Source organism: Bacillus sp. EB106-08-02-XG196 (assembly GCF_013396335.1).
GTDB lineage: Bacteria > Bacillota > Bacilli > Bacillales > Cytobacillaceae > Neobacillus.
The window spans coordinates 227,446-251,107 of sequence record NZ_JABWSY010000002.1 but is presented as its reverse complement, the minus strand read 5'-3'; the positions used below and the strand labels follow the sequence as shown (position 1 = coordinate 251,107).

General features: G+C 37.3%; 25 protein-coding genes, 1 pseudogene and 1 riboswitch. Of the genes and pseudogenes, 19 read left to right on the top strand and 7 right to left on the bottom strand.

Annotation, left to right across the window (positions count from 1 at the left end):
* The first annotated feature begins 60 nt into the window (after window positions 1–60).
* Both MLOOGBEN_RS04805 and MLOOGBEN_RS04800 read left to right on the top strand, forming a co-directional pair.
* A complete protein-coding gene (locus tag MLOOGBEN_RS04805) occupies window positions 61–1,248 on the top strand; it encodes a M14 family metallopeptidase (protein ID WP_179157125.1) in 1,188 nt (395 codons plus the stop codon).
* 190 nt (window positions 1,249–1,438) lie between these two features.
* Window positions 1,439–2,581: a YqgU-like beta propeller domain-containing protein gene (locus tag MLOOGBEN_RS04800; RefSeq protein WP_179157124.1), complete on the top strand. Its 1,143-nt coding sequence runs from the start codon at window positions 1,439–1,441 to the stop codon at window positions 2,579–2,581.
* A 39-nt stretch (window positions 2,582–2,620) separates the two neighbouring features.
* Here MLOOGBEN_RS04800 and MLOOGBEN_RS04795 read toward each other — a convergent pair whose 3' ends face one another.
* Complete coding sequence (locus MLOOGBEN_RS04795; protein ID WP_179157123.1) at window positions 2,621–2,794, bottom strand: DUF2759 domain-containing protein; 174 nt, start codon at window positions 2,792–2,794, stop codon at window positions 2,621–2,623.
* Window positions 2,795–2,989: 195 nt separating this feature from the next.
* Between MLOOGBEN_RS04795 and MLOOGBEN_RS04790 the strand changes: the two genes are divergently transcribed.
* On the top strand, window positions 2,990–3,625 hold the full coding sequence (locus tag MLOOGBEN_RS04790; protein ID WP_179157122.1) for an MBL fold metallo-hydrolase: 636 nt from the start codon (window positions 2,990–2,992) through the stop codon (window positions 3,623–3,625).
* A gap of 195 nt (window positions 3,626–3,820) precedes the next feature.
* Window positions 3,821–4,903, top strand: a complete 1,083-nt coding sequence (locus MLOOGBEN_RS04785) for a class I SAM-dependent methyltransferase (RefSeq protein ID WP_179157121.1) — start codon at window positions 3,821–3,823, stop codon at window positions 4,901–4,903.
* Window positions 4,904–4,948: 45 nt separating this feature from the next.
* On the opposite strand, the gene MLOOGBEN_RS04780 is transcribed toward MLOOGBEN_RS04785, so the two are convergent.
* Both MLOOGBEN_RS04780 and MLOOGBEN_RS04775 read right to left on the bottom strand, forming a co-directional pair.
* Window positions 4,949–5,191, bottom strand: coding sequence for a DUF2626 domain-containing protein (locus MLOOGBEN_RS04780; RefSeq protein ID WP_095247095.1), 243 nt, complete (start codon window positions 5,189–5,191; stop codon window positions 4,949–4,951).
* 80 nt (window positions 5,192–5,271) lie between these two features.
* The gene (locus tag MLOOGBEN_RS04775; RefSeq protein ID WP_179157120.1) at window positions 5,272–5,967 is read right to left on the bottom strand and encodes a helix-turn-helix transcriptional regulator; all 696 of its coding nucleotides are present in this window, start codon (window positions 5,965–5,967) and stop codon (window positions 5,272–5,274) included.
* Between the two features lie 292 nt (window positions 5,968–6,259).
* Here MLOOGBEN_RS04775 and comGA point away from each other — a divergent pair, with 292 nt between their 5' ends.
* From comGA to MLOOGBEN_RS04735, 8 genes are all read left to right on the top strand, one after another.
* Window positions 6,260–7,345 (top strand): competence type IV pilus ATPase ComGA, encoded by a 1,086-nt coding sequence (comGA, locus tag MLOOGBEN_RS04770; protein ID WP_179157119.1) that lies wholly within the window; start codon window positions 6,260–6,262, stop codon window positions 7,343–7,345.
* Window positions 7,332–8,363, top strand: coding sequence for a competence type IV pilus assembly protein ComGB (gene comGB / locus MLOOGBEN_RS04765; protein WP_179157118.1), 1,032 nt, complete (start codon window positions 7,332–7,334; stop codon window positions 8,361–8,363). The genes comGA and comGB overlap by 14 nt, the downstream gene beginning before the upstream one ends.
* 33 nt (window positions 8,364–8,396) lie before the next feature.
* Complete coding sequence (comGC, locus tag MLOOGBEN_RS04760; RefSeq protein WP_179157117.1) at window positions 8,397–8,711, top strand: competence type IV pilus major pilin ComGC; 315 nt, start codon at window positions 8,397–8,399, stop codon at window positions 8,709–8,711.
* The gene (comGD, locus tag MLOOGBEN_RS04755; RefSeq protein ID WP_179157116.1) at window positions 8,711–9,145 is read left to right on the top strand and encodes a competence type IV pilus minor pilin ComGD; all 435 of its coding nucleotides are present in this window, start codon (window positions 8,711–8,713) and stop codon (window positions 9,143–9,145) included. The genes comGC and comGD overlap by 1 nt, the downstream gene beginning before the upstream one ends.
* Window positions 9,129–9,467, top strand: coding sequence for a hypothetical protein (locus tag MLOOGBEN_RS04750; RefSeq protein ID WP_179157115.1), 339 nt, complete (start codon window positions 9,129–9,131; stop codon window positions 9,465–9,467). Before comGD ends, MLOOGBEN_RS04750 begins: the two co-directional genes overlap by 17 nt.
* Window positions 9,418–9,891: a competence type IV pilus minor pilin ComGF gene (gene comGF / locus MLOOGBEN_RS04745; protein ID WP_179157324.1), complete on the top strand. Its 474-nt coding sequence runs from the start codon at window positions 9,418–9,420 to the stop codon at window positions 9,889–9,891. Before MLOOGBEN_RS04750 ends, comGF begins: the two co-directional genes overlap by 50 nt.
* Window positions 9,892–9,929: 38 nt before the next feature.
* Window positions 9,930–10,271 carry a competence type IV pilus minor pilin ComGG gene (gene comGG, locus MLOOGBEN_RS04740; protein ID WP_368737762.1) on the top strand — a complete coding sequence of 114 codons (342 nt, stop codon included), beginning with the start codon at window positions 9,930–9,932 and terminating at the stop codon, window positions 10,269–10,271.
* Between the two features lie 69 nt (window positions 10,272–10,340).
* Window positions 10,341–10,526, top strand: a complete 186-nt coding sequence (locus MLOOGBEN_RS04735) for a YqzE family protein (RefSeq protein ID WP_179157113.1) — start codon at window positions 10,341–10,343, stop codon at window positions 10,524–10,526.
* Between the two features lie 36 nt (window positions 10,527–10,562).
* Here MLOOGBEN_RS04735 and MLOOGBEN_RS04730 read toward each other — a convergent pair whose 3' ends face one another.
* Entirely contained in the window at window positions 10,563–11,354 is a 792-nt protein-coding gene (locus tag MLOOGBEN_RS04730; RefSeq protein WP_179157112.1) for a YqhG family protein, read from the bottom strand.
* Window positions 11,332–13,020, bottom strand: coding sequence for a DEAD/DEAH box helicase (locus MLOOGBEN_RS04725; protein WP_179157111.1), 1,689 nt, complete (start codon window positions 13,018–13,020; stop codon window positions 11,332–11,334). Before MLOOGBEN_RS04725 ends, MLOOGBEN_RS04730 begins: the two co-directional genes overlap by 23 nt.
* Window positions 13,021–13,176: 156 nt before the next feature.
* Window positions 13,177–13,265: riboswitch (glycine riboswitch) on the top strand.
* A gap of 193 nt (window positions 13,266–13,458) precedes the next feature.
* Here MLOOGBEN_RS04725 and gcvT point away from each other — a divergent pair.
* Genes gcvT through gcvPB form a run of 3 tightly spaced genes read left to right on the top strand, consistent with a single transcriptional unit; the run spans window position 13,459 to window position 17,382 of the window.
* Entirely contained in the window at window positions 13,459–14,562 is a 1,104-nt protein-coding gene (gene gcvT, locus MLOOGBEN_RS04720; protein WP_179157110.1) for a glycine cleavage system aminomethyltransferase GcvT, read from the top strand.
* A 20-nt stretch (window positions 14,563–14,582) separates the two neighbouring features.
* Window positions 14,583–15,929: an aminomethyl-transferring glycine dehydrogenase subunit GcvPA gene (gene gcvPA, locus MLOOGBEN_RS04715; protein ID WP_179157109.1), complete on the top strand. Its 1,347-nt coding sequence runs from the start codon at window positions 14,583–14,585 to the stop codon at window positions 15,927–15,929.
* Window positions 15,922–17,382 carry an aminomethyl-transferring glycine dehydrogenase subunit GcvPB gene (gene gcvPB, locus MLOOGBEN_RS04710; protein WP_179157108.1) on the top strand — a complete coding sequence of 487 codons (1,461 nt, stop codon included), beginning with the start codon at window positions 15,922–15,924 and terminating at the stop codon, window positions 17,380–17,382. Before gcvPA ends, gcvPB begins: the two co-directional genes overlap by 8 nt.
* A gap of 93 nt (window positions 17,383–17,475) precedes the next feature.
* Here the strand turns inward: gcvPB and MLOOGBEN_RS04705 are convergent, their stop codons facing one another.
* Window positions 17,476–17,859: a rhodanese-like domain-containing protein gene (locus tag MLOOGBEN_RS04705; RefSeq protein WP_179157107.1), complete on the bottom strand. Its 384-nt coding sequence runs from the start codon at window positions 17,857–17,859 to the stop codon at window positions 17,476–17,478.
* Window positions 17,860–18,042: 183 nt separating this feature from the next.
* On the opposite strand from MLOOGBEN_RS04705, the gene MLOOGBEN_RS04700 reads away from it, so the two are divergent.
* Window positions 18,043–18,879, top strand: a complete 837-nt coding sequence (locus MLOOGBEN_RS04700; RefSeq protein WP_179157106.1) for a lipoate--protein ligase family protein — start codon at window positions 18,043–18,045, stop codon at window positions 18,877–18,879.
* A gap of 41 nt (window positions 18,880–18,920) precedes the next feature.
* Here MLOOGBEN_RS04700 and MLOOGBEN_RS04695 read toward each other — a convergent pair whose 3' ends face one another.
* The gene (locus MLOOGBEN_RS04695) at window positions 18,921–19,400 is read right to left on the bottom strand and encodes an SRPBCC family protein (RefSeq protein WP_179157105.1); all 480 of its coding nucleotides are present in this window, start codon (window positions 19,398–19,400) and stop codon (window positions 18,921–18,923) included.
* A 389-nt stretch (window positions 19,401–19,789) separates the two neighbouring features.
* On the opposite strand from MLOOGBEN_RS04695, the gene MLOOGBEN_RS04690 reads away from it, so the two are divergent.
* The 3 genes and pseudogenes from MLOOGBEN_RS04690 to MLOOGBEN_RS04680 all read left to right on the top strand — a co-directional run bounded on the left by MLOOGBEN_RS04690 (window position 19,790) and on the right by MLOOGBEN_RS04680 (window position 23,626).
* Window positions 19,790–22,339, top strand: coding sequence for a vitamin B12-dependent ribonucleotide reductase (locus tag MLOOGBEN_RS04690; protein WP_179157104.1), 2,550 nt, complete (start codon window positions 19,790–19,792; stop codon window positions 22,337–22,339).
* Window positions 22,340–22,468: 129 nt separating this feature from the next.
* Window positions 22,469–22,912 (top strand): annotated as a pseudogene (locus MLOOGBEN_RS04685) (TnsA endonuclease N-terminal domain-containing protein); the annotation flags it as partial.
* A gap of 480 nt (window positions 22,913–23,392) precedes the next feature.
* Window positions 23,393–23,626 (top strand): hypothetical protein, encoded by a 234-nt coding sequence (locus MLOOGBEN_RS04680; protein ID WP_179157102.1) that lies wholly within the window; start codon window positions 23,393–23,395, stop codon window positions 23,624–23,626.
* Window positions 23,627–23,662 lie beyond the last annotated feature (36 nt).

Genomic DNA, 23,662 nt, shown 5'->3' with positions numbered 1-23,662 from the left:
TGTGCTCATTTTCTGCTTCTTTTCTTCATATGATTTTTATGATGGAAGGAGGCAGAAAAAATGGAAGTTCGAGTCCGTGAAGGTGATTCATTTTCGTATTATGGCCGATTATTTATGGTTCCGCTTGAACTTATTACCGATTCAAACGAGAAGGTAGAAGCTTTTAGTTTGAAATCAGGTGCAAAAATAGTCATTCCAGGCTACGTTTCTGTTCCGTACACAATTAAAGAAGACGATACTTTGTGGAAAATCGGAAATGAAAAAAAAGTACCGATTGACGCTATGATGATTCTAAATCAAATGAAAGATCCCAATCGATTAATTCCAGGTGAATTTCTCTATCTGCCAGAACGAATTTCAAAGCAAAATCTTATTCCGAAATTACCATTTGATTCAAGGATACTAGTGAAGCAAATAAAAACTCTTAAGAAGTATTATCCATTTATTCATGTTGATACAATAGGCACTAGTGTTTTAGGGAAGCCCATTCAAGAAATTAGAATAGGAAAAGGGTTAAAAAAGGTTCATATGAACGCCTCTTTTCATGCAAACGAATGGATTACAACGATGGTATTAATGACCCTAGCGAATCAGTACCTCCATTCATTAACAAATCGGACTGCAATAAGGGGAATTAATACAATAAATTTATATAATGAAACGGAGTTATCAATTGTACCATTGGTAAATCCAGACGGGGTAGACCTAGTATTAAATGGTCCACCTACAAGCCGTCGGGATGAAGTCGTAAATATTAATGAAGGCAGCAATGAATTTGTTCATTGGAAGGCAAATATAAGAGGGGTAGACTTAAACAACCAGTTTCCGGCGAATTGGGAGATTGAGCAGGAGCGGAAGGAGCCTAAGTCTCCTGCACCTAGAGATTATCCAGGCAAGTCTTCATTATCAGAACCAGAAGCAATTGCGATGGCAGATTTAATGAAAGAAAATCATTACGATCGAATTCTGGCCTTTCATACTCAAGGCGAAGAGTTCTATTGGGGATATGAAGGCTTCGAACCTCCAGAATCAGAAGTCCTGGCAAAGGAATTCGAACGAGTCAGTGGATACAAGGCGATACGAAATGTAGATAGTCATGCGGGATTCAAGGATTGGTATATTCAAGAGTTTAAACGCCCTGGTTTTACTTTAGAACTTGGAAGGGGAATAAATCCATTGCCCCTATCTCAATTTAATGACATTCTCCAAAAAGTTGAGGGTATTTTTCTAGCCTCACTTTATTTGTAAATAGTACTTCCACTACTTGTAAAATGAAATCAATGACATTAAAATAAACTATTGTGATGGTTATTTGAAAATAAGAAAAGTCGTACAGCTGCGACTTTTTTCTTATTTTTAAAATAATTCTGTTATTATTGAAACATTTTTGTAATAATAACGTACTAATTATTAAGAAGAAATGGGAGGGAGGAGAAAAGTGGGTTTAAATAGTAGTAAAATGAATATTAAATATATGTTCCAAATCATGTTTTTACTCATTTTTGTCTCCTTATTTAGTGCTTGCACGCACCAACAAGATGCCAAGCCCAGCCCTTCTAAAGAAATTGATAAGGGTCATAACAAACCCTCTCAGCCAGTAGAAGCTTGGAAACTCCCAATTGAAATTCCTAAAGGTGAATTCTATAAAATAGGGAGCTGGTTTTCTGACCATCAGTTACTCTATATTACTAATCTTGAGCAATCATCATCTGTATATTTTTATAATCTTTTAACTGGTAAAAGTGAATTACTATATAAGTGTGAGGACCCAATTGTCACCTTACAGGTTAGCCCATCAAAAAAGAATATACTAATACAAACTTCTCCTTCCACCTATGAAGGACAGGTTATCATCCTATCTCCTGAGGGCTCTGAACGAATAAAGAAATCTTTCCCCTCGTATGAATTAGCCTTTGAATGGAACCCATTTAATGAGTCGGAGATTCTAATCTCTTCTTTTAATGAAGATTGGACATATCAAATGCTTCTGCTTAATATTGAACAAAGTAAAACAACTGAATTATCAATTCCTCAGCCATTTATTAAGTGGATAGGGAAAGATGAAGTGGCCTATCTGAAATGGGATGAAACGAGCCCTTCACTTTTTGCGCCACTCATGTTAAAGAAAATGGGAGTAGAAAGTGAGGAAGTACTATTCAATGATGTACTTCAGTTCTCATCCTATCAAAATACTCTAATGACTGTCACCGCCGAAGATGAGGAGCAGTTACAAGCATCATATCGTTTTTATAATAAGGACAAAAAGCAGCTATTTTCTTTTTCTATCCCTCATCTGACAATGTTCTCAGGCTGGTTAGTTCCTTACCATGACTTTAATGAAAGTAAAGGGAAATTCATTACCTTTAAGCCCATAAAAAGTGTAGAATCCGATGCTTACACAGAAGGCTTTGAACTTGTAAGCTATGATATTAATAAGGGTGACAGCGATATGATTTTACAAGGACAGAAGAATGAACCAATTCTGCTCTCACCTACTGGGGAAGCTGCACTGTATGGAAATCGTTTTGAAAAAATCATTAATTTAGAAACAAAAGAAATATCTGAGCTCGTAGAAAAATAAAAAGACTGCCGGTTGGCAGTCTTTCATTTTTCCCCGAGCTTAGTGTGCTGTAGGAAAACCACTTTCAATAAGGGTCATGATTGCAAACCAGCCAAAAACAGCCAATGTTGCTACTGCCCAAAATGCCCCTAAGAAATTTTTATTTTTTAGGGCAGTGAATGCACCATAAGCAGCAAGTAAGGCAACCAAAGCAAAAATAATAACTACTCCCATTAATAAAGCCCCCTTTATTAGATAATACTTGGGCTTAGCCCAAATCTCTAAAATAGTTATGTAAGAATATTATATACATTCGATTCTTATTTTATATTCTTTTTTATCATTTGTCGAGGGCTAAAAAAGTTAGCAATGATGCTTTCATAGTGTAAAATAATAGTAAGGTAAAAATAGTTGGAGGTAATGAAAGAAATGAAATGGTCTCAAATCCCTCTAGGGGTATTACAAACAAATTGTTACATAGTTGAAAGACCTGACAAATCCTGTTTAGTCTTTGATCCAGGCAGTGAAGGGAAAAAGCTAATTAAGTGGTTAACAAAGAGAGAACTCAGACCAATTGCAATTTTTTTAACTCATGCACATTTTGACCATATTGGTGCCGTTGATGAGGTAAGAGAGTACTTTAAGATTCCTGTTTATATTCATGAAGAGGAAGAAGATTGGCTGATAGATCCTGCTTTAAATGGATCGAAGTTTTTTCAAATGCAAGAGTTGATGAAAATGAAAAGAGCAGACTATATCTTAAAACAAGAGGAAACGTTAACTATAGGTGATTTTACGTTCTCTATTTTTGAGACTCCAGGGCATTCGCCTGGGAGTGTATCCTATTACTTTGAGTCCGAGGGATTTGTGGTATCAGGGGATGCACTATTTAAGAGCAGTATTGGTCGAACAGACCTCCCAGGGGGTAACCATAAACAATTAATGAAGAGTATCCATGAAAAATTATTATTTTTACCTGAAGAAACAGCTGTTTTATCGGGGCATGGACCTATAACCACAATTGGAGAAGAAATGGATAGTAATCCGTTTTTGAATGGTTTTTAAATCCCAAAGCGGTAGCGCCTAGGCTGCTTGCGCTAGACGGATTTGTTCCATAGAAAAGCCCTTCTCGTCGGAGAAGGGCTTTTCTGGGGGATGTCCTATTATAAATAATGGGAGGGATATAGTTAAGCTACTAAATTTACAATATAACAAAGTTATCACTGTGTCAATGATGTAAAATGAAAGAAGGAAAAAATTATGTTTAGCTATTTAAAGAGGTTAATTTCAAACTCAGAACTAAACTTAATATCCTATGCAGAGTATATTGAGGCAGTCCTCTATCATCCTGAACTAGGATACTATATGAAACATAAACAAAAAATTGGCAGCCAAGGAGATTTTATTACGACAAGTAATATTTCTGATATTTATGGGAAAATAATTGCAAAATGGTTCGCAAATGTTTGTAAAGAAAATGATTTAGAACCTATATTTTGTGAAATTGGTGCAGGAAATGGCCGCTTTTCTCATGCCTTTTTACAGGAATGGGAGGATTCCATCAAAACTCCATTAAAATACATAATTGTAGAGAGCAGTCCCTATCATTTGAGTTTGCAAAATGAATTATTAAAGCCTGCCTATACTGTAACGCAAGTAACCAGGCTTGATGAACTTGAAGCGTTTGAAGGGATGGTCTTTTCCAATGAATTATTTGATGCCATGCCTGTTCATGTAATTGAGAAAGTGAACGGTCAATTGTATGAGGTTATGGTGGGAATGAAAAATGAAACCTTATATGAGGAAAATGTTCCGCTAACCAATTCATCGATCTATACTTTTTTAGAGGAAAGCGGTTTGGTATTAAAGGATAAGCAGCGAATAGAAGTGCCTTTGTTAATGGAAGGGATGGTGCAAGATATATCCCTCGTGTTAAAGAGGGGGCTTGTAGTAACAGCGGATTATGGATATACCAAGGAGGACTGGAAGCAGCCTTCAAGAATAAAGGGTAGCTTAAGGGGATATTATCAGCACCAAATGATTCATGATGTTTTGGAGCACCCTGGAGAAATGGACATAACAACACACATTCATTTTGATTGGCTAATACAAAAGGGTAAGCAGGCAGAATTGTTATTCCATTCAAAGCTTAGGCAGGATGAGTTTTTACTTAAAGCAGGAATATTAAAGGAGTTAGAAAACCATTATGATCCAAATCCATTTTCAGAGGTAAGCAAACGAAATCGTGCTATTCGCAGTTTGATAATGCCGTCTGGTATGAGCTCGTTTTTCCATATAGTTATTCAACAAAAAGGTATTAAAGGTAATCTATTTATAGAATAAAAAACACCGGAATAGGTCCGGTGTTTTTTATGTGTTAATATCTTCTCAATGTCCTCCACCCAGCGGCATCATAAATGTTGTCCAATAAGTGAAGCCTGCGAAGAATACTGTCAAATACCCACAGAAAACATACATGTACATACGTTCGGATAATTTTAGATAGCTTAACAAAACAAAGAATCCAGTTTGGGCTAAGAAAAGCATGGCAGTTTTATCCATATCACCTAAATAGAACATTACGGTGAAAATACCTGTCCAGAAACCCAAGACCCTGTACATACGATCCATATGTATCCCTCCTTTTCCCCTACGGTACCATCAAGAAATATTATAAAGAAAAGGAGTTCAAATGTAAATAAAGTTTCAAATTAGTTTGAAACAAGCGCCTGGTAAGAGCAAGTTTCACATCCAGATATGATATTTTCTTTCTCAACTAGCTCCACATTGTCAAATAATGCTTCAAACATTCCTTTTAGGAACTCATGATGCATAGCACAAACACTTTCGTGTTCCTCTGCAACTTCTTTGAACGGACAATTGTAAATCTGGAAGTAAATTTTTGTGTGATCCCCATTAACTTCGAATTCTGGATAGAATCCTGCTAATGTTGCCGCACTTTTTAATATGGTTAGCTTTTGATCAAATTCTATTTCTTCCCCAAAGGATCTTCTTGTCAATTCCTGCTCAATTACTTCAGTTCCAAAACGCTTACCAGTTAAATAAAGAGCTTGTTTACCAGCTTCACCTAATGTAAGCATCGTAGTAATTGCTACTTTGGATAGAAGCATATAATCCCGGAACGGGAAGTGCAATTGAATTACATCGTCCGATAAACGGTATAATCTACTTGGTCGGCCGCCCTTACCAGTCTTTTTAGTTTCAGAAGCTAACATGTTAACATCTTCAAGTTTTGATAAATGTAATCTTGCAACATTTGGATGAATATTAAAGTTCTCAGCCACCTCTTGTACAGTTACTTCTTGGTGACGTTTTGTAATGTATTGATAGATGTAATACCTAGTTGGATCTGATAAAACATTTGTTATCTTTAATGTTTGTTCCATCTCTGTTCACCTCGAACCCCCATAATTTAATCCAATTATAATACAGCTATTTAAACATGGGAATGAGGTTAACAATGTTAACACTATATGTTTAGAAATTGTTCACATTTGAAGAATGTACATCGGGGTTTGGTTAAACAAGTGTTATACAAAAATTATACATCCTGTTTGTCAATAGTTGTTTTTTAGGGGATTACGAAGTAATAAACTCCAAAAATATTTTTTTAAAAAAGAAAGAATCTTGAAGGAATAGCATGAATGATGTCGAATTACTACAAAGACAAAATAAAAGGTGGTGTTACTCATTGTAAGTTCAATCGAGATACTAGCAAACAGGATTATCACAGATGCTGCTAGAAACCAAGCTACAGATATTCACATTGTACCCAGAAAGAAAGACACTCTCATTCAAATCCGCTTAACGAACAAACTCATTCCCCGGTTATCACTTCCAAAAGATGAATGCGACAGGTTAATTTCACATTTTAAATTTACTGCAAATATGGATATCGGAGAACGAAGACGCCCACAAAGCGGTGCGATTTTTTGTGAAGTGGATGGGAAATTAATGGGTCTTAGACTTTCAACCCTTCCATCTAACAATCGAGAAAGTCTGGTGATCAGACTACTTCCTCAACAAGAACAGATTCCCTTTCACCAACTCTCACTTTTTCCTGGAATGACCAGAAAACTACTTGCCCTTCTCAAACACGCACATGGATTAATTATCTTTACTGGTCCAACCGGATCAGGAAAAACCACAACTCTTTACTCCCTTTTAAATGAAACCGCACATCTATTTCATCGTAACGTAATCACACTTGAAGACCCTATCGAAAAAAACTACGATTCTGTTTTACAAATACAAGTGAATGAAAAAGCGGGCGTAACATATGCAGCGGGCCTAAAGGCAATTCTCCGTCATGATCCCGACATTATTATGGTCGGTGAAATACGTGATGCGGAAACAGCTAAAATTGCAGTGCGGGCTGCATTAACAGGACATTTGGTGCTCAGTACAATGCATACAAGGGATGCTAAGGGGGCAGTATACCGTCTCCATGAGTTTGGTGTAAATTGGTTAGAGGTAGAACAAACCCTCATTGCAGTTACAGCTCAGCGATTAGTGGAGCTGACATGTCCATATTGCGAAGGGGAGTGTTCACCCTTCTGCTATTCGTACGGAAGATGGAAAAGAGCGAGTGTTTTTGAACTTCTATCAGGGAGAAATCTTAATGCTGCGATGAAACAGGCGAAAGGAGAAAATATTATTTCGCGATACACGACAGTAAGAGAAGTAATAAAAAAAGGGATTGTTCTGGGGTATATTAAAGAGTCTGAATACGATCGTTTGGTGTATGATCATGAAGCGCCATAATTGGTCTGTTAATGAGCAGGCTAATTTCTTAAAAAGGATAGGAGAATTATTGGCACGCGGGTACCCTATTGCAGAAGCAATTGAAAGCTTATCCTTGCATTTACCAAAGAATCGAAAGGAGGAGCTATACCAATGTTTGGTTGATTTGAAAAATGGGATATCATTCCATGATGTCTTAGGTAATCTAGGCTTTCACAAAGACTTAATTGGTTATGTCTATTTTGCAGAACAGCATGGCAGCTTTGCGGAGGCACTTCTAGAAGGGAGCAGTCTAGCATTAGTAAAGGAGAATGATAGAAAAAAATTAGTAAAACTTATACAGTATCCAGCCTTACTTATCTTTATCACTGGTTTTTTGTTAGTGTTTGTACAGAAATCATTGCTGCCCAAATTTACTAGTCTCTTTGAATCTATGAGTCTTGAAGCAAATTTCTTTATGAAGATACTCTCCTCTTTCGACACATATGTTCCAATATTAATGGCTATCCTCCTGCTTCTGTTAACATCAGGTGCAACTTATTATATTTTTGTGTTTCGAAAAGTCTCCGTCCTGAAGCAACGGTCACAACTCGTAAGAATTCCGATTGTGGGAAGAATCCTCAAATTGTTGTTTACCCATTATTTTTCTGTCCAGCTAAGTTTTCTTTTATCAGGAGGAATATCCGTATTTGAAGCCCTGCTCTTATTTGAGAAGAATCACAGGCAGCCATTTTATAGCGTGCTAGGATTGGAGATTAAGCAAAAGCTTTTAACCGGTGAAAAACTTGAGTCAATCCTGTCTTCCTTCCCATTCTTTGAAAGAGAATTTCCGATGATAATAAAACATGGACAAGAAAATGGGAAATTAGAACAAGAATTACTTTTTTTTAGCGAGCACTGTTTATTAAACATGGAAGAACGGATTGAAAAAAGCTTAAAAATGATTCAGCCTGTTCTCTATCTTTTTATTGGCTTTCTTGTTGTATCAATGTACTTAGCAATATTATTGCCGATGTTCCAGCTATTAGATGGAATATAGAAAAGCTAACAATATAAAATGGAGGAATTAATGATGAAAAATGAAAAAGGTTTTACACTTGTTGAAATGATGATTGTGATGCTGGTTATTTCGGTTTTATTAATTGTTACAATTCCAAATGTAGCCAAGCATAATACAAATATTAACAACAAAGGCTGTGAGGCATTTGTGAAAATGGTTCAAGCACAGGTGCAGTCTTATATTATGGAAAATAATAAGGTGCCTACGATGGCAAATCTAATTACTGATGGCTATCTTATTGAAGATACCGGTTGTCCAAATGGAACAAAGAATGTACAGATTGATTCAGAAGGTAAAGTAACAGCTGTAGCCAAACCAACAACGTAATGCATTACAATCAAAACGGATTTACATTGATTGAATCTTTGATTGTTCTCTCCATCTTTTTAATTATCTCTTCGATAACTGTCTTTAGCATAAAGCCACAATACCAAATAGCTACTACCAAGTCCTTTATTTCCCAATTAAAAGCAGATTTATTTTATGGTCAGCAGTATGCCATCGCTAATCAGACTGAAGTGAGTGTTATCTTTATAGAGAATGAGCATACGTATGTCATCGCAGCGGGTGTTAATAGCATAGTCGAAAGAAATTATTCTCCGAGGGTAACTGTAGGTCAGGGCACCATCCCACTATATTTTAAATATAATCGGAATGGGAATGTAGACAGATTCGGTACAATATTTATTCGGACGCCTCAGGAGGATTACAAATTAACTCTTTTGATTGGAAAGGGACGGTTTTATGTTTTGGAAGAATGATGGCTTCTTTTTACTCGAGCTCCTATTATCCTTGTCTGCTTTGTTTATGCTGAGTATGTTTTTTGTGCCTTTGTTAATAGATTTTGCAAATCAATCTCAGCAGCATGTAAGGGAAAAAAGAGCTAAACAGTTTTTATTTGAAGAACTTCAAGCAAATTTAATGGAGGACAGGACCAATACCCATTCCTCCATCACTCTTAATGGAACAGAATATAAGATTTACTGGCGTTTGACCTCAGTTAGTGGACAAAAGGAGGTGTGTGTGAAAGTTGATGAAAATACACTTCTCCCAAGTTTTGAAGCCTGTGCGATACCCGAATGAAAAAGCTTTTACTCTCCTCGAGGTGCTTTTTGCATTCTCAATCTTCACAACGATCGTATTTTTCATGTTTCCGGTATTTCAAATCATATTAGACAATAAAGATTCAAATGGAAGACTCCAAAACATGGAGTGGGACGTATTTTGCAGTCAGATAAAAAAGGAAATCCATATTAGCTCTAAAGTGGAAGTGGTTTCAGGTAACCTAGTATTAACCCTAGGTAATGAAAAAGTTTTATATGAAAAGTATGGCAGTAATATAAGAAAGCGAGTGAATTCTACTGGACATGAAACATTACTGCAGAATGTTTCTATGGTCACTTTTACGAGGATAAATAACTCAGTGAAAATTACCGTAAAAGATGTCTGGGAAAGAGAATACAGTGTTGTAGTACAATCCTATATTGAATGGTTTCCAGTAATATGAGGAGTAGTGAACGAGGATTTACATACCCATTGACCTTAGTGGTACTCATTTTGTTTCTATCTATTTTTTCCTTTCGTGTAGAACAATTGCTATCTGAAAGGAAATTGTCATATGAAACAACTGTGATTCTTCAGGAGGAATATTATTTCCATTCTTCTTTTAAAAAAATCGAAAAAATATTGCAATCCGGTGGTGTTGTACCAGTTAAGGGATCATTCTCCTATCAAAAAGGGATTATGGGATATCAAGCAGACATTCCGATTGGATCAGTACAGAAAATCAACTTTACTCTTAAAATGCACACTGGTGAAACAGTGGCAGGACGCGGCTTTTTTGATCTTGCCGCAAAAAAAATGATTAAATGGGCAGAAATTTATTAAGGGTGTTAGTAGTTTGAAAAAATAAAATATGGACATACTTTTAGGGAAGAAATAAAGGCAGGTGTGTCCATGAAAACAAATGATTATGTAAAATATATGACTCAAACTCTTGTTAAATATGCGGACCAGCCAAAAGATGAACGAAAACGGCTCCGGGAAGAGAGAAAGCAGGCCAAGGCATCTTTTTGGTATCGTTGGTTTGGGATTCTTCCCTATATTTTTTATATCGAAGTGAAAAATAGGAGAAAAAGGTAAAGAAGCAGAATCATGTCTGCTTCTTCTTTATTGTATTTAAACAGCCTTATCAGTTAAATAAAACAATCCGCCATTAATAAACGAGATGTTTATTTTTGGTTCATACTGTTCCTGTAAAGCTTTTTTCTCTGTTTCGTAACTTTCATTTTCTTCTTCTGCATCCTCATAAAAATGGTGAAGAAGCTGCAAATCCTTCTCCCAACGCTTCCTGGCATCCTCTGCCCAAGAATGATCATCTTCATCAATTACTGCTTTTAGATAATTTTCAATTCGTGCCAAACCGCTTTTGGGTTTTACAAGCGGCGATAGCGTAAATGAATAATCTGGTATTTTCGGTGTAAGCTGAACATTCTGCAGACGATCATGGAAATCCTCTACCATTTGTCCATTTATGAGCTGCAAACCGATCGATTTAAAAATATCCCGTTTCCGGTCGCATTGATACGATATCTTAACATTCATACACAACCAAGGCATTAATGGCGTTTGTTGATTGTTATTCTGGTGATTCTCATAAAGTCTGATGTAACTCGATAGTTTCTTTGTTGATTGAAATATTTGATGCAGTCTTGGAGACCCAAAATGAATGGTTTCCCCTTTTATATTTTCGGGCGCTATCTGTGGATTCGTAATAAGAGTAAGCATCATTGGATTAGCTATTCCACCCGTTTTTTCTAAATAGTGCCAATAAAAAGGTCTATTCATTAATTCCTTATCAAGCTCAATCGATAACTGAACAGATAAGTATCCAGGGCCATTTTCAGTTATTTCACATTCATTAGCCTGAAAATAGCGTATGAGAAAGTTATGAATTTCCAGCTGCTGCATGTGAATCCTCCTTCTGCATGTCTTTAGCCAAATCAATCATAGATGTAAGGTTTTCCATCTTAATTCGCATTTCACCTTCAGAGCAGGATTGTCCAAATATATCAATTAAATGATCTTCAATACTTCCAAAGTCTAGCTTCGTTAAGATATCGTCTAAATCACCTATAACTTTTTCAAATAGTTCAATTTTTTCATATAGAAGCTTTAATATATGTTCTTCAACTGTGTTCTGGATGGCAAAATTATAAATCATTACGTCCTTTTCCTGGCCAAGACGATGAATCCTGCCGATTCTTTGCTCAAGCCTCATTGGATTCCAGGGTAAATCGAAATTAATTATATGATTACAGAATTGGAGGTTAATTCCCTCGCCGCCAGCTTCAGTTGCTATGAGGACTTGTGCATGTTTTTGAAATAGCTCACGCATCCAGTCTTTTTTCCCGCGCTTAAAACCGCCCCGGAAAGGAACAGATGATATCCCATTTTGTTTTAAATACCATTGAAGATACATTTGGGTCGCTCTGTATTCGGTGAAAATGATTACCTTATCATCGATTTTTTGGATTAACTCCAATGCCTTTTCTGCTTTTGAGTTTGTTGTAACTGCTTCTACCTTTGAAATTAAATATTGAATTTGATCTTCGTATGACTTTGTTGGATATTCCTTCTTTTGCAGCATATTTTTAAGAGTATAAAATACGGACTCCCTGCTGCTGCAGGCTTCACGCTGTAGGGTCATCACCGAGAAAGCACTTGCTTGAACCCAATCACCCTCACTTTTTAATTCAGTAATGGCTTCATACAATTCTTTCTCTTGAGGTGAAAATTCAATCGGAATCGTTTCTACATGTCTTTTGGTCCATTCGATACCTGTATCGGCACGCCGGTTTCGAATCATTACCTTATTTACCAGCTCTTTCAAATGCGCATTGTCATTTAATGAGCGGGCATCCCGTTTGTATTTTTCATAAAATGCTGTTTCACTGCCTAAATGTCCCGGTTTTAATAGGGAAACAAGATTGAAGATTTCTTCAATCCGATTTTGTATCGGAGTTGCAGTGAGAAGAAGACAAAACTTCTTTTTTAGATTTTGAACAAACTCATAGTTTTTAGTCTTATTGTTCTTCAGTTTGTGTGCCTCATCAATAATAATTAAATCGTAGTCTTGTTTATAAATGATATCACGATGAGGGTCCCGTTTAGCGGTATCAATCGAAGAGACAACTACATCGCATTGCTCCCATACATAGCTTTTTCTTTGAGAAACAGCAGGAATAAAAAACTTACTATTTAATTCATAGGACCATTGGGTCACTAGGGAAGCGGGAACGAGAATTAATACTTTTTTAACGAGGCCGCGAATCATGTATTCTTTTAATATAAGTCCGGCTTCTATTGTTTTTCCAAGCCCCACTTCATCTGCAAGAATAGCTTTTCCATTCATGTTTTCAATTACCTGCTTTGCGGTTTCGAGCTGATGGGGCAGCGGGGTTAGATTAGGCAGATGACTTGGTGCTTGTAAGCCTTCAAAATCAGGAATTATCAGATGTTTTTCAACTCCAACCGCCAGCTTAAAAAGCTCACGATTTCCCCAAGGGCCATCGTTTTCAATTCTATGTAAAAATTCATCCTGCCAAGAGGAATCAAATTCTATTTGAACTGTCATGTTTTTCATCTCCCTTTTGCAGAAAAATTTATTGCTCAATATTATGCTTTAATGGTAGGATGTAAATAGCTTTGAAAGTTTTAAATATTGTAATAAAATAATTTTTTTCAGATGTATATTTTAGTATGACCCGAATTTGAAATTATTATAATGCGGATGATGACAAGGGGAGAGACTACTGATGTAGCGCCGAAGGAGCAAGCACAATGTGTGAATCTCTCAGGCAAAAGAACTCTTGTTTGACGCAGCTCTGGAGAGTGCTGACTAAAGGGCAGCCACCAAAGGGGAAAGCCTAGCCTAGGTAAACTTTCAGGTGCAAGGACAGAGACCTTCTTTTTCGTAAAAGGGAGGTTTCTGTCCTTTTTGTTGTTTATGCACTAAAGTATTTAACAAGGTATCAACGTATGAAAAACATCTTTGATTAAAGGGGGATTATTGATGACTGAATTAAAACGCACGCCGCTATTCGAAGTGTATAAGGAATATGGCGGGAAAACGATTGATTTTGGAGGCTGGGAGCTGCCTGTTCAATTCTCAAGCATCAAGGAAGAACATGAAGCAGTCCGCACAAAGGCTGGGTTATTTGATGTTTCGCATATGGGGGAAATCATCGTCACAGGACCCGACAGCTTAAACTACTTGCAAAAGATGTTAACAAACGATATTTCAAAAATTAAAAATGGCGGAGCACAATACAATGCAATGTGCTATGAAAATGGCGGCACTGTTGATGACCTGCTAGTTTATAAAATAGAAGACAATCATTATTTACTTGTTGTGAATGCCTCGAATATTGATAAGGATTTCAAATGGCTTGAAGCCCATTTAGAGGGCCATGTTTTGATAGATAATTTATCTGAAAAAATGGCTCAATTGGCGCTGCAAGGCCCACTTGCTGAAAAAGTACTTCAAAAGCTTGCAGGTGATAGCGATTTAACTGAAATTGGCTTCTTTAAGTTCCAACGGGAAATGAAAATTAATGGAAAAAATGCACTAGTTTCACGAACTGGGTATACTGGTGAAGACGGCTTTGAAATTTATTGCGATGCGTCAGATGCTGTAGAACTTTGGAAGGCGATTTTATCTGCTGGAGAAGAGGAAGGCGTTGTTCCATGCGGGCTTGGTTCTCGGGATACACTTCGCTTTGAGGCAACTTTAGCTCTATATGGCCAAGAATTGTCTCCTGAAATTTCGCCATTAGAAGCTGGAATTGGCTTTGCAGTTAAGTTGAACAAAGAAGCAGATTTTATTGGTAAAGAAGTACTTAAGCAGCAAAAAGATGCAGGGGCGGCTAGAAAGTTAGTAGGAATTGAAATGATTGATCGTGGTATACCACGTCACGGCTACCCAGTATATAAAGGCGAAGAACTAATTGGTGAGGTTACAACTGGAACTCAATCACCATCCTTGAAAAAGAATATTGGACTTGTCCTTATTAAAAGTGAACATGCAGGTATTGATTCAGAAATTGACGTGGAAATTCGCGGAAAACGCCTAAAGGCGAAAATAGTCCCAACACCTTTTTATAAACGAGAAAAGTAAACACGAGGGGAGATTAGGTTATGAAACATCGTTATTTACCTATGACTGAAGAAGATAAAAAGGCAATGCTTGATACAATTGGTGTTAGTTCCGTTGATGAATTATTCAGCGATATCCCAGAAAAAGTACGATTTAAAGGTGAATATAACATTAAGGCAGCAAAGTCAGAGACTGCTTTGATGAAAGAGCTTTTTAACATGGCTTCTCGTAATGCCGATTTAAAACGAAATGTATCCTTTTTAGGAGCAGGGGTTTATGACCATTACATGCCAGTCATTGTCGACCATGTTATTTCCCGCTCTGAATTTTATACAGCTTATACACCATATCAACCAGAAATCTCTCAAGGAGAGCTTCAAGCTATTTTTGAATTCCAAACGATGATCTGTGAATTAACAGGCATGGATGTTGCGAACTCCTCTATGTATGATGGCGGGACAGCTCTAGCTGAAGCAGCAATGCTAAGTGCTGGTCATACAAAACGTAAAAAAATCCTTGTTTCAGGTGCCGTTCACCCTGAATCAAAGGAAGTCCTCAAAACGTATGCAAAAGGACAGTATCTTGAAGTGATTGAAGTTCCTGTTGATAACGGAGTAACAGATATTGAAGCCTTAAAAGGTTTGGCAAACGAGGAGATTGCAGCAGTGATCGTTCAGTATCCAAACTTCTTCGGCCGAATTGAACCCTTAAAGGAACTGGAAGAAATCATCCATGCTCACAAGTCACTGTTTGTTGTTTCAAGCAATCCGCTATCACTAGGTGTATTAACACCTCCTGGTAAGTTCGGAGCAGATATTGTTATTGGTGATGCACAACCGTTTGGTATCCCTACTGCGTTTGGCGGTCCACACTGCGGATATTTTGCAGTAACCACTAAGTTAATGCGTAAAGTTCCAGGCCGTCTAGTCGGCCAGACAACTGATGATCAAGGACGCCGTGGTTTTGTACTAACTCTTCAAGCCCGTGAACAGCATATCCGTCGGGATAAAGCGACATCTAATATTTGTTCTAATCAAGCATTAAATGCCCTGGCAGCCTCAGTAGCAATGACAGCACTGGGTAAAAAAGGAGTTCGCGAAATTGCCGCTGCTAACCTGCAAAAGGCTCACTATGCGAAAACTGCATTTAAAGAAGCTGGTTTTGAAGTCATCCATGATGGTTACTCGTTTAACGAATTTGTTGTTAAATTAAATAAACCTGTAAAAGAAATTAATCAAGAGCTGTTGCGAAAAGGAATGATTGGCGGATACGATTTAGGCCGTGATTATTCGGAGCTCGCAAATCACATGCTCGTTGCGGTTACAGAACAAAGATCGAAGGAAGAAATTGATACTTTTGTGAAAGAAGTGGGGGATTTACATGCATAACCAAGACCAGGCACTCATTTTTGAACTTAGTACACCAGGAAGAATTGGATACAGCCTCCCTGAAATGGATGTTCCTGAATTAGAACTTAGCAGTCTTCTTCCGGAAGGGTATTTGCGCGAAGAAGAGCCAGAGCTGCCTGAGGTATCTGAGCTTGATATTATGCGTCATTACACCGCCCTTTCACGTAGAAATCATGGTGTTGATTCTGGTTTTTATCCATTAGGCTCCTGCACAATGAAATATAACCCAAAAATTAATGAAAATGTAGCTCGGTTTAATGGATTTGCTCATGTCCATCCGCTTCAAGACGAAAGCTCTGTCCAAGGTGCTCTTGAGCTGCTGTATGATTTGCAGCAGCATTTAATTGAAATCACAGGAATGGACGAAGTGACATTACAGCCAGCAGCTGGTGCCCATGGTGAATGGACTGGATTAATGATGATTCGTGCCTTCCATGAAGCAAATGGGGATCTAAAGCGTACAAAGGTTATCGTACCCGATTCAGCACATGGAACAAATCCAGCATCGGCAACGGTAGCTGGGCTTGAAACGATTACAGTTAAATCAAATGAGAATGGTTTAGTTGACCTTGACGATTTAAAAAGAGTGGTTGGCGAAGATACAGCTGCTTTAATGTTAACCAACCCGAATACACTTGGTCTATTTGAAGAAAATATCGTTGAAATGGCTGAGATTGTTCACGCTGCAGGCGGTAAGCTCTATTATGATGGTGCAAACTTAAATGCGGTTCTATCAAAAGCTAGACCGGGAGATATGGGATTTGATGTTGTTCACTTGAATCTTCATAAAACCTTTACCGGTCCACATGGCGGCGGAGGTCCGGGTTCAGGTCCTGTTGGTGTAAAAGCAGACCTGATTCCTTTCCTTCCGAAGCCAGTGATAGCAAAACGTGGTGAAGAGTATGTGTTTGATTATGACCGTCCGCAATCTATCGGCCGTGTGAAGCCTTTCTATGGTAACTTTGGAATTAATGTACGTGCTTATACCTACATTCGTTCTATGGGGCCAGACGGTTTAAAGGCGGTAACAGAGTATGCAGTATTAAATGCAAACTATATGATGAGAAGACTGGCTGAGTATTATGATCTTCCGTTTGATAAGCATTGCAAACATGAGTTTGTACTAAGTGGAAGAAGGCAGAAAAAATTAGGTGTTCGTACTTTGGATATTGCAAAACGACTGCTTGATTTTGGCTACCATCCGCCAACCATCTACTTCCCGCTGAATGTAGAAGAATGTATTATGATTGAGCCGACTGAAACAGAATCGAAAGAGACTCTAGATTCATTTGTAGATATCATGATTCAAATTGCGAAAGAAGTAGAAGAGAACCCAGAAATCGTCCAAGAAGCACCTCACACTACCGTAGTAGGTCGTATGGACGAAGCAACAGCAGCTCGTAAACCAATTCTTAGATTTCAAAAGGCTTAACATATAGAAGGGCCAGATTCTGACAGCAGAATCTGGCCCCTTTTCTATGCACAAAATAAAAAGACTTCCACTTAAAAGGAAGTCTTCATTGGCTTATTTTTTTACTTTTACTTTACCGGACCATTTTTTAAACCCGCCTTGAAGCTGGGTTAGGTCTTTGTAACCTTTACGGTGTAGAAACTGTGCTGCACGGGCACTGCGCATTCCGTTTTGATCATATAAGTAAACAGGTAAATCTGGGCGAAGCTCCTTCATTCGTGTTCTTATTTGGGAAATCGGAATATTACGAGCTCCTAAAATATGACCTGCTTCGAAATCGTTAGGTTCACGAACATCGATTAGCTGTGCCTTCCTATAACCAGCACGAAACTCCTCTTCCGTTACCGTTTTAACAATCCTTTTTTGATAAAAATAGGTGAAAACGGAATAAGCTATAACTGCTACAATGATGATTAATAGAGGTATAAGTGAATTCAATTTCTTTTTGCTCCTTTCAAGCTTTGGTACACTATGTTTTATTATATAAGTCAATCGTGCAAAGATAAAGAATAAACGACAAAAAACTTCTTCTTCATTATACCAAATACTTCTCGTTTTGAATTCATATCAGATTTTGGTAGACTAAAACAAGAGTAAACTACATAAAGATGAGGTTTTTAAATGGATAAAGAGGTATGGCGATTTATAGATTCTGGAAATTGTTCACCATCATTTAACATGGCGTTGGATGAGGCATTGCTTGATTGGCATAGTGAAGGGAAATTCCCACCGATTATCAGGTTTTATGGCTGGGAACCTGCGACTCTATCAATAGGATATTTCCAAAAGGTTGAAAAGGAAATTAACTTGGAGGCAGTAAAAGCCCATGGATTAGGGTTTGTAAGACGGCCTACTGGCGGCCGTGGTGTGCTGCATGAGCATGAGCTTACTTACAGTGTCATTGTTTCTGAGGATCACCCAGAAATGCCTAAAACGGTAACAGAGGCTTATCGTGTTATTTCAGAAGGGATCTTAAAAGGATTCCATCAACTTGGATTAGAAGCATACTTTGCAGTTCCAAAAACAGACGAAGAGCGGAGTGCATTGAAGGATCCACGCTCAGCAGTGTGCTTTGATGCACCAAGCTGGTATGAACTCGTGGTTGAAGGTCGTAAGGTCGCAGGAAGTGCACAGACAAGGCAAAAGGGAGTCATTCTCCAACACGGATCGATACTTTTAGATTTAGATGAAGATAAACTGTTCAGTTTATTTAAATATCCAAATGAGAGAGTAAAGGAACGGATGAAGTCTACTTTCAAAAATAAAGCAGTTGCTATTAATGAAATCAGTCCAAGAAGAATTTCACTTGAGGAAGCAAAAGAAGCTTTTTATAAAGGATTTGCTGATGGGCTTAATATCGAACTTGAATCCTATCAATTAACAGAAGAAGAACTTGCATATGTAAATAAAATTGCAAAAGAGCGATATGAAAGCGATGACTGGAACTTCAAAAGATAAAAAAATCAGGCGAACCCATTTATGATGTTCGCCTGATTTTTTTATTGTTGTGTGACTTTTTCTATTTCCTTTATATACTTTTCATACCAGATTTTCCATTCTTCTTTACGTTCAATAGTCCGGCCATCCAGTAATGCTTCTATTACATCTAAGCAGACATGCCAACCTGCAAGATCTCTTGGAGTGTGGTTAGTTATGGTATGTATTTTTTCAATTAACTTCAGTAAGCAGCCCCCAGACTCCTCGGACAATTCGAACCTCACTGTGTCTACCCACCAGGAGAATTCCAAAACAGAATTTAATTTTAATTCTAGGATAGAAAGCTCATCAAAGGTACCATCCCCCATGTCAAACTTAATAACCCCGCCTTCACGAAGTTCATCAACAAGGAGCTCAGAAAACCATTTTTGCAGTTTCTCGTTATCGGTTAAATAAGACCACACTTCTTCTACAGGATGTTTAAGATGGCGTTCATATATGGCAAGATAGCCGTTTTCCACTTTTTCAATATGTGCTATCATCTATTTTCCCTCCCTTAAAAAGCTTATAAAATAAGTATACCTTTTTTAATATTCTCGTTAATCACTTTAAGTCCTCTTTTTTCGTGATTTTCCCTATAATTTAAAATCGCAACCTGCGAAATTTGTTATATTTTCTTGTTTTATGCCGAAATCAATGAGATATCTTGTCTTTTCTCCTGTTTCTAGTTTATTTTAAGTTTGACAAACTTATTTATTTCTGCATAAAACACAATATGTAGTGGTGTCGAAAATATTTTCGGTACTATATATTGATTTGTATATCCAACCTGTGTTAATTTATTTATATCGAGTCAGCAAGATATACAAGATATAGTCTCACTTACTAGAATTTCATACAAGATATAGAATTTTTTGAAGGAGTTGTTCTCATGTCTGTAGTTTTTAGACAAAAAATGAATATTGATTTTGAAAGGTTGAATGAGGATATCCACTTATTCCCCCAAGTGCACCCGGTTACCCCAGATATGAAAATAACTCATAAGGGTGTTTCACGATTGGTCATGTTGGACCGTTACACCTTCAAAGACACTGCGAAAATAACCCTAACAAATGGCGACTTTGTTGTACTCACGATAAAAGAAGATCCAAAATTCCCAGCACGCGGACTTGGATACATCATGGAGATAGATTGGGAGAGTAAAAAAGCAAAGGTTTTAGTGGAAGAGGAATTTAGAAGTGTTCTTGATGACCCTGTAGAAAGTGAAACAGGAGCGATTTGGCGATCTCTAGATGTAATTGAAAAGCCTCTAGAGCTGTTTTATGAGCAAATTGCAAAAAGAAATGCAACTGGACTTGCCTCTGTTGAAGAAACAGAAGAGAAGCGAATTGAGTGGTTTGAAAAGTTTTACAATGAGCTCGTTTCGATGAACTTCATTCCTGCAGGCCGTGTTCTTTATGGAGCAGGAGCTGAAACAGATGTTACATTTTTTAACTGTTATGTAATGCCGTTCGTCCCAGACTCACGTGAAGGGATTTCTGATCATCGTAAGCAAGTTATGGAAATTATGAGCCGCGGCGGCGGTGTAGGAACAAATGGTTCAACACTACGACCTAGAAATACCTTGGCAAGAGGCGTAAATGGTAAATCATCTGGTTCCGTATCGTGGTTAGATGACATTGCGAAATTGACACATTTAGTTGAGCAAGGTGGATCACGGCGCGGAGCTCAGATGATAATGTTAGCCGACTGGCATCCAGATGTTATTGAATTTATTATTTCAAAGATGCAAAACCCTAGAATTCTACGGTTTTTAATAGAAAATACAAATGATGAAACAATTAAGAAACATGCTAAGGACAAACTTAAATTCACTCCATTAACTGCCCAAGAGAAGGCGATGTATCAAGGCATTGTGAATTATAAACATATTCCAGGCACTGGTGGTTTTGGTGAAGAAATTATTGCTGAGGCCGAAGAGAAGCTTCAAACAGGTGGTAACTACACCGTTCATAATTCGGAATTCTTAACAGGAGCGAATATCTCAATATGTTTAACGAAGGAATTTATGGACGCGGTTGAAAAAGATAGTGAGTATGAGCTTCGTTTTCCATATGTTGAACATTATAGTAAAGAGGAAATGAAGTTTTACAATGAAGAATGGCATAAAGTTGGAGACGTACGCGAATGGGAGAGACTCGGTCACAAAGTACGGGTTTATAAGAAAATTCAAGCGAAAGAGCTATGGAATCTAATTAACATTTGTGCAACTTACTCAGCAGAACCAGGAATATTCTTCATCGATAATGCAAACGACATGACAAATGCAAAAGCATACGGACAGCAAGTTGTGGCAACTAACCCTTGTGGAGAGCAGCCTCTCGCACCATTTTCTGTTTGTAACCTTGCAGCTGTTAACCTTGCGGAAATGGCTGATAAGGAAACGAAAACTGTAGACTTTGAGAAGTTAAAGAAAACAGTAGCTGTTGGCGTTAGAATGCAGGATAACGTTATTAATGCTACACCATACTTCCTCGAAGAAAATAAAAAGCAAGCTCTTGGTGAGCGCCGCGTAGGTCTTGGTGTAATGGGCTTACACGATATGCTTATTTACTGTGAAACAGTGTACGGTTCAGAAAAGGGAAATAAACTTGTTGATCAAGTTTTTGAAGTAATTGCAACAACAGCTTACAAAACATCAGTAGAATTAGCAAAGGAAAAAGGAAGCTTCCCATTCTTAAATGGTGAAACACGCGAAGATACAAACCGTTTACGTCAAGCATTCATTGATACAGGATATATGAAAAAAATGCCTGAAGATGTTCGTCAATCTATATTAGAAAATGGAATAAGGAATTCACATCTGTTAACTGTTGCTCCTACAGGGTCCACTGGAACAATGGTTGGTGTATCAACTGGATTAGAACCTTATTTCTCATTCTCTTATTTCCGAAGTGGACGTCTGGGTAAATTTATCGAAGTGAAAGCGGATATCGTTCAAGAATACCTAGATAGCCACCCAGAAGCAGATGCTGATAATCTTCCAAGCTGGTTTGTTGCAGCGATGGAACTGGCACCTGAAGCCCATGCAGATGTTCAATGTGTCATCCAGCGTTGGATTGATAGTTCTATAAGTAAAACTGTTAATGCACCTCAAGGATATAGTGTGGAACAAGTTGAAAAAGTTTACGAACGTCTTTACAAAGGTGGAGCAAAGGGTGGTACTGTATACGTAGATGGATCACGTGATTCACAAGTCCTGACCCTTAAAGCAGAAGAAAACGAAATTCCAACATTCAAAGAAAAAACGAAACAGCACGTGGTACTTGTTGATACCATCAGTGACCTGCGTTCAACAGATGTAACGATTGGTTCTGAAGTAGGCAACACATGTCCAGTTTGCCGAAAAGGTAAAGTAAAAGAAATCGGCGGCTGTAATACATGTTCAAACTGTGGTACCCAGCTTAAGTGTGGTTTATAAAAACAAGAAACGAGGATGTCCTGTAGTTTTGAAATAATGTTGCGATGTTTGTAAAAAAGTCGCGATGTTTATAAAAAAGTTGAGAAGAAATGCCTCTTTGGATATTATTGTCTAAAGGGGTGTTTTTTTATGTCTAAAAGAACAAGAACATCTAAAATCGACAAATGGATTAAAGAAGGTCGTGGATCTGGGAGTGGCTCAGATTATAAACCGTGGTTGAATATTCAAGATGTCTCTTCGTTAGGTCGCTCAACTCGATTGAAAGGAATCAAAACAGGAAGGCAGCACGAATTTTTGTCCGATTTGGAACGAAATTACTTTTATTTAACTGAATACTCGGATTTTGTTATTGATATAAGAGAACAATTTCCTTTATTTCCGTTGGAAGAAACAATTGTCATTGCAGATGAGTTAGGTATTAAACATCCTACAGATCCTAAAACGAATGAACCAATTGTGATGACAACGGATTTTTTATTAACTTTAGATAAAGGACAAGGTGTGTCTGAGGTTGCCCGAACAATCAAAATGAAAGAAGAACTATTAAATGAGCGGGTTCAATACGGTTTTCAGAATTATTTTTTAGAGTAACATTTGAATTATTCGGAGTATGCAGGTTATCACGTTGTGAAGGGAAATTGACATCAAGCCATTCTCTATCATGATTATATAAATAAGTAAAAGTTTTCTTTAACTCCGTTATGGTAATGCGTGGGAAGAGAAGTTTGAAAAGTTAATGAATGAGAATATAAGTCGTAAAGAAATTGCGTCAGAATTAGATGTAAGTCTAAAGACAATTTATAATCTAATTGATCTTCAAATAACATCCCCAGAACTCACTAAAAAATATCGTGCAGAATTATTAGAGTGGAGAGAGAAATTCCCGAATGCTAACCGAAAGCAATTTCAAAATTGGGAAAAATCTAAAAACTGTCGAGATGTACTTTCTTACCAATATCTATATATATAATAAAATATGGTAAAATTATAAATATCCAAATTAATGGTAATGATTATCTTTAAGTTATTAATACAATTTGTAAGGAGGAAGATATGAGAAAATATATCGTATTATTAGGGGCTCTTTTAATGGTATTGTCATCATTTTATATCATGTATAAAATAAACCAACCCGTTGTAGGAGCTATTGGGAACGGAACGATTGCTCCTATGGTTTGGGTGACTCTGATTTTTACAGCAATTGGGGGAGTTTTTTTATTAGTTTTTGGCATATTGTTGTTTTTAAAAGAAAATAAACAAAAAATAAATAGAGAAATTAAACGGTAATATAAAACGAGCTTGGAATTCCAAGCTCGTTTTATA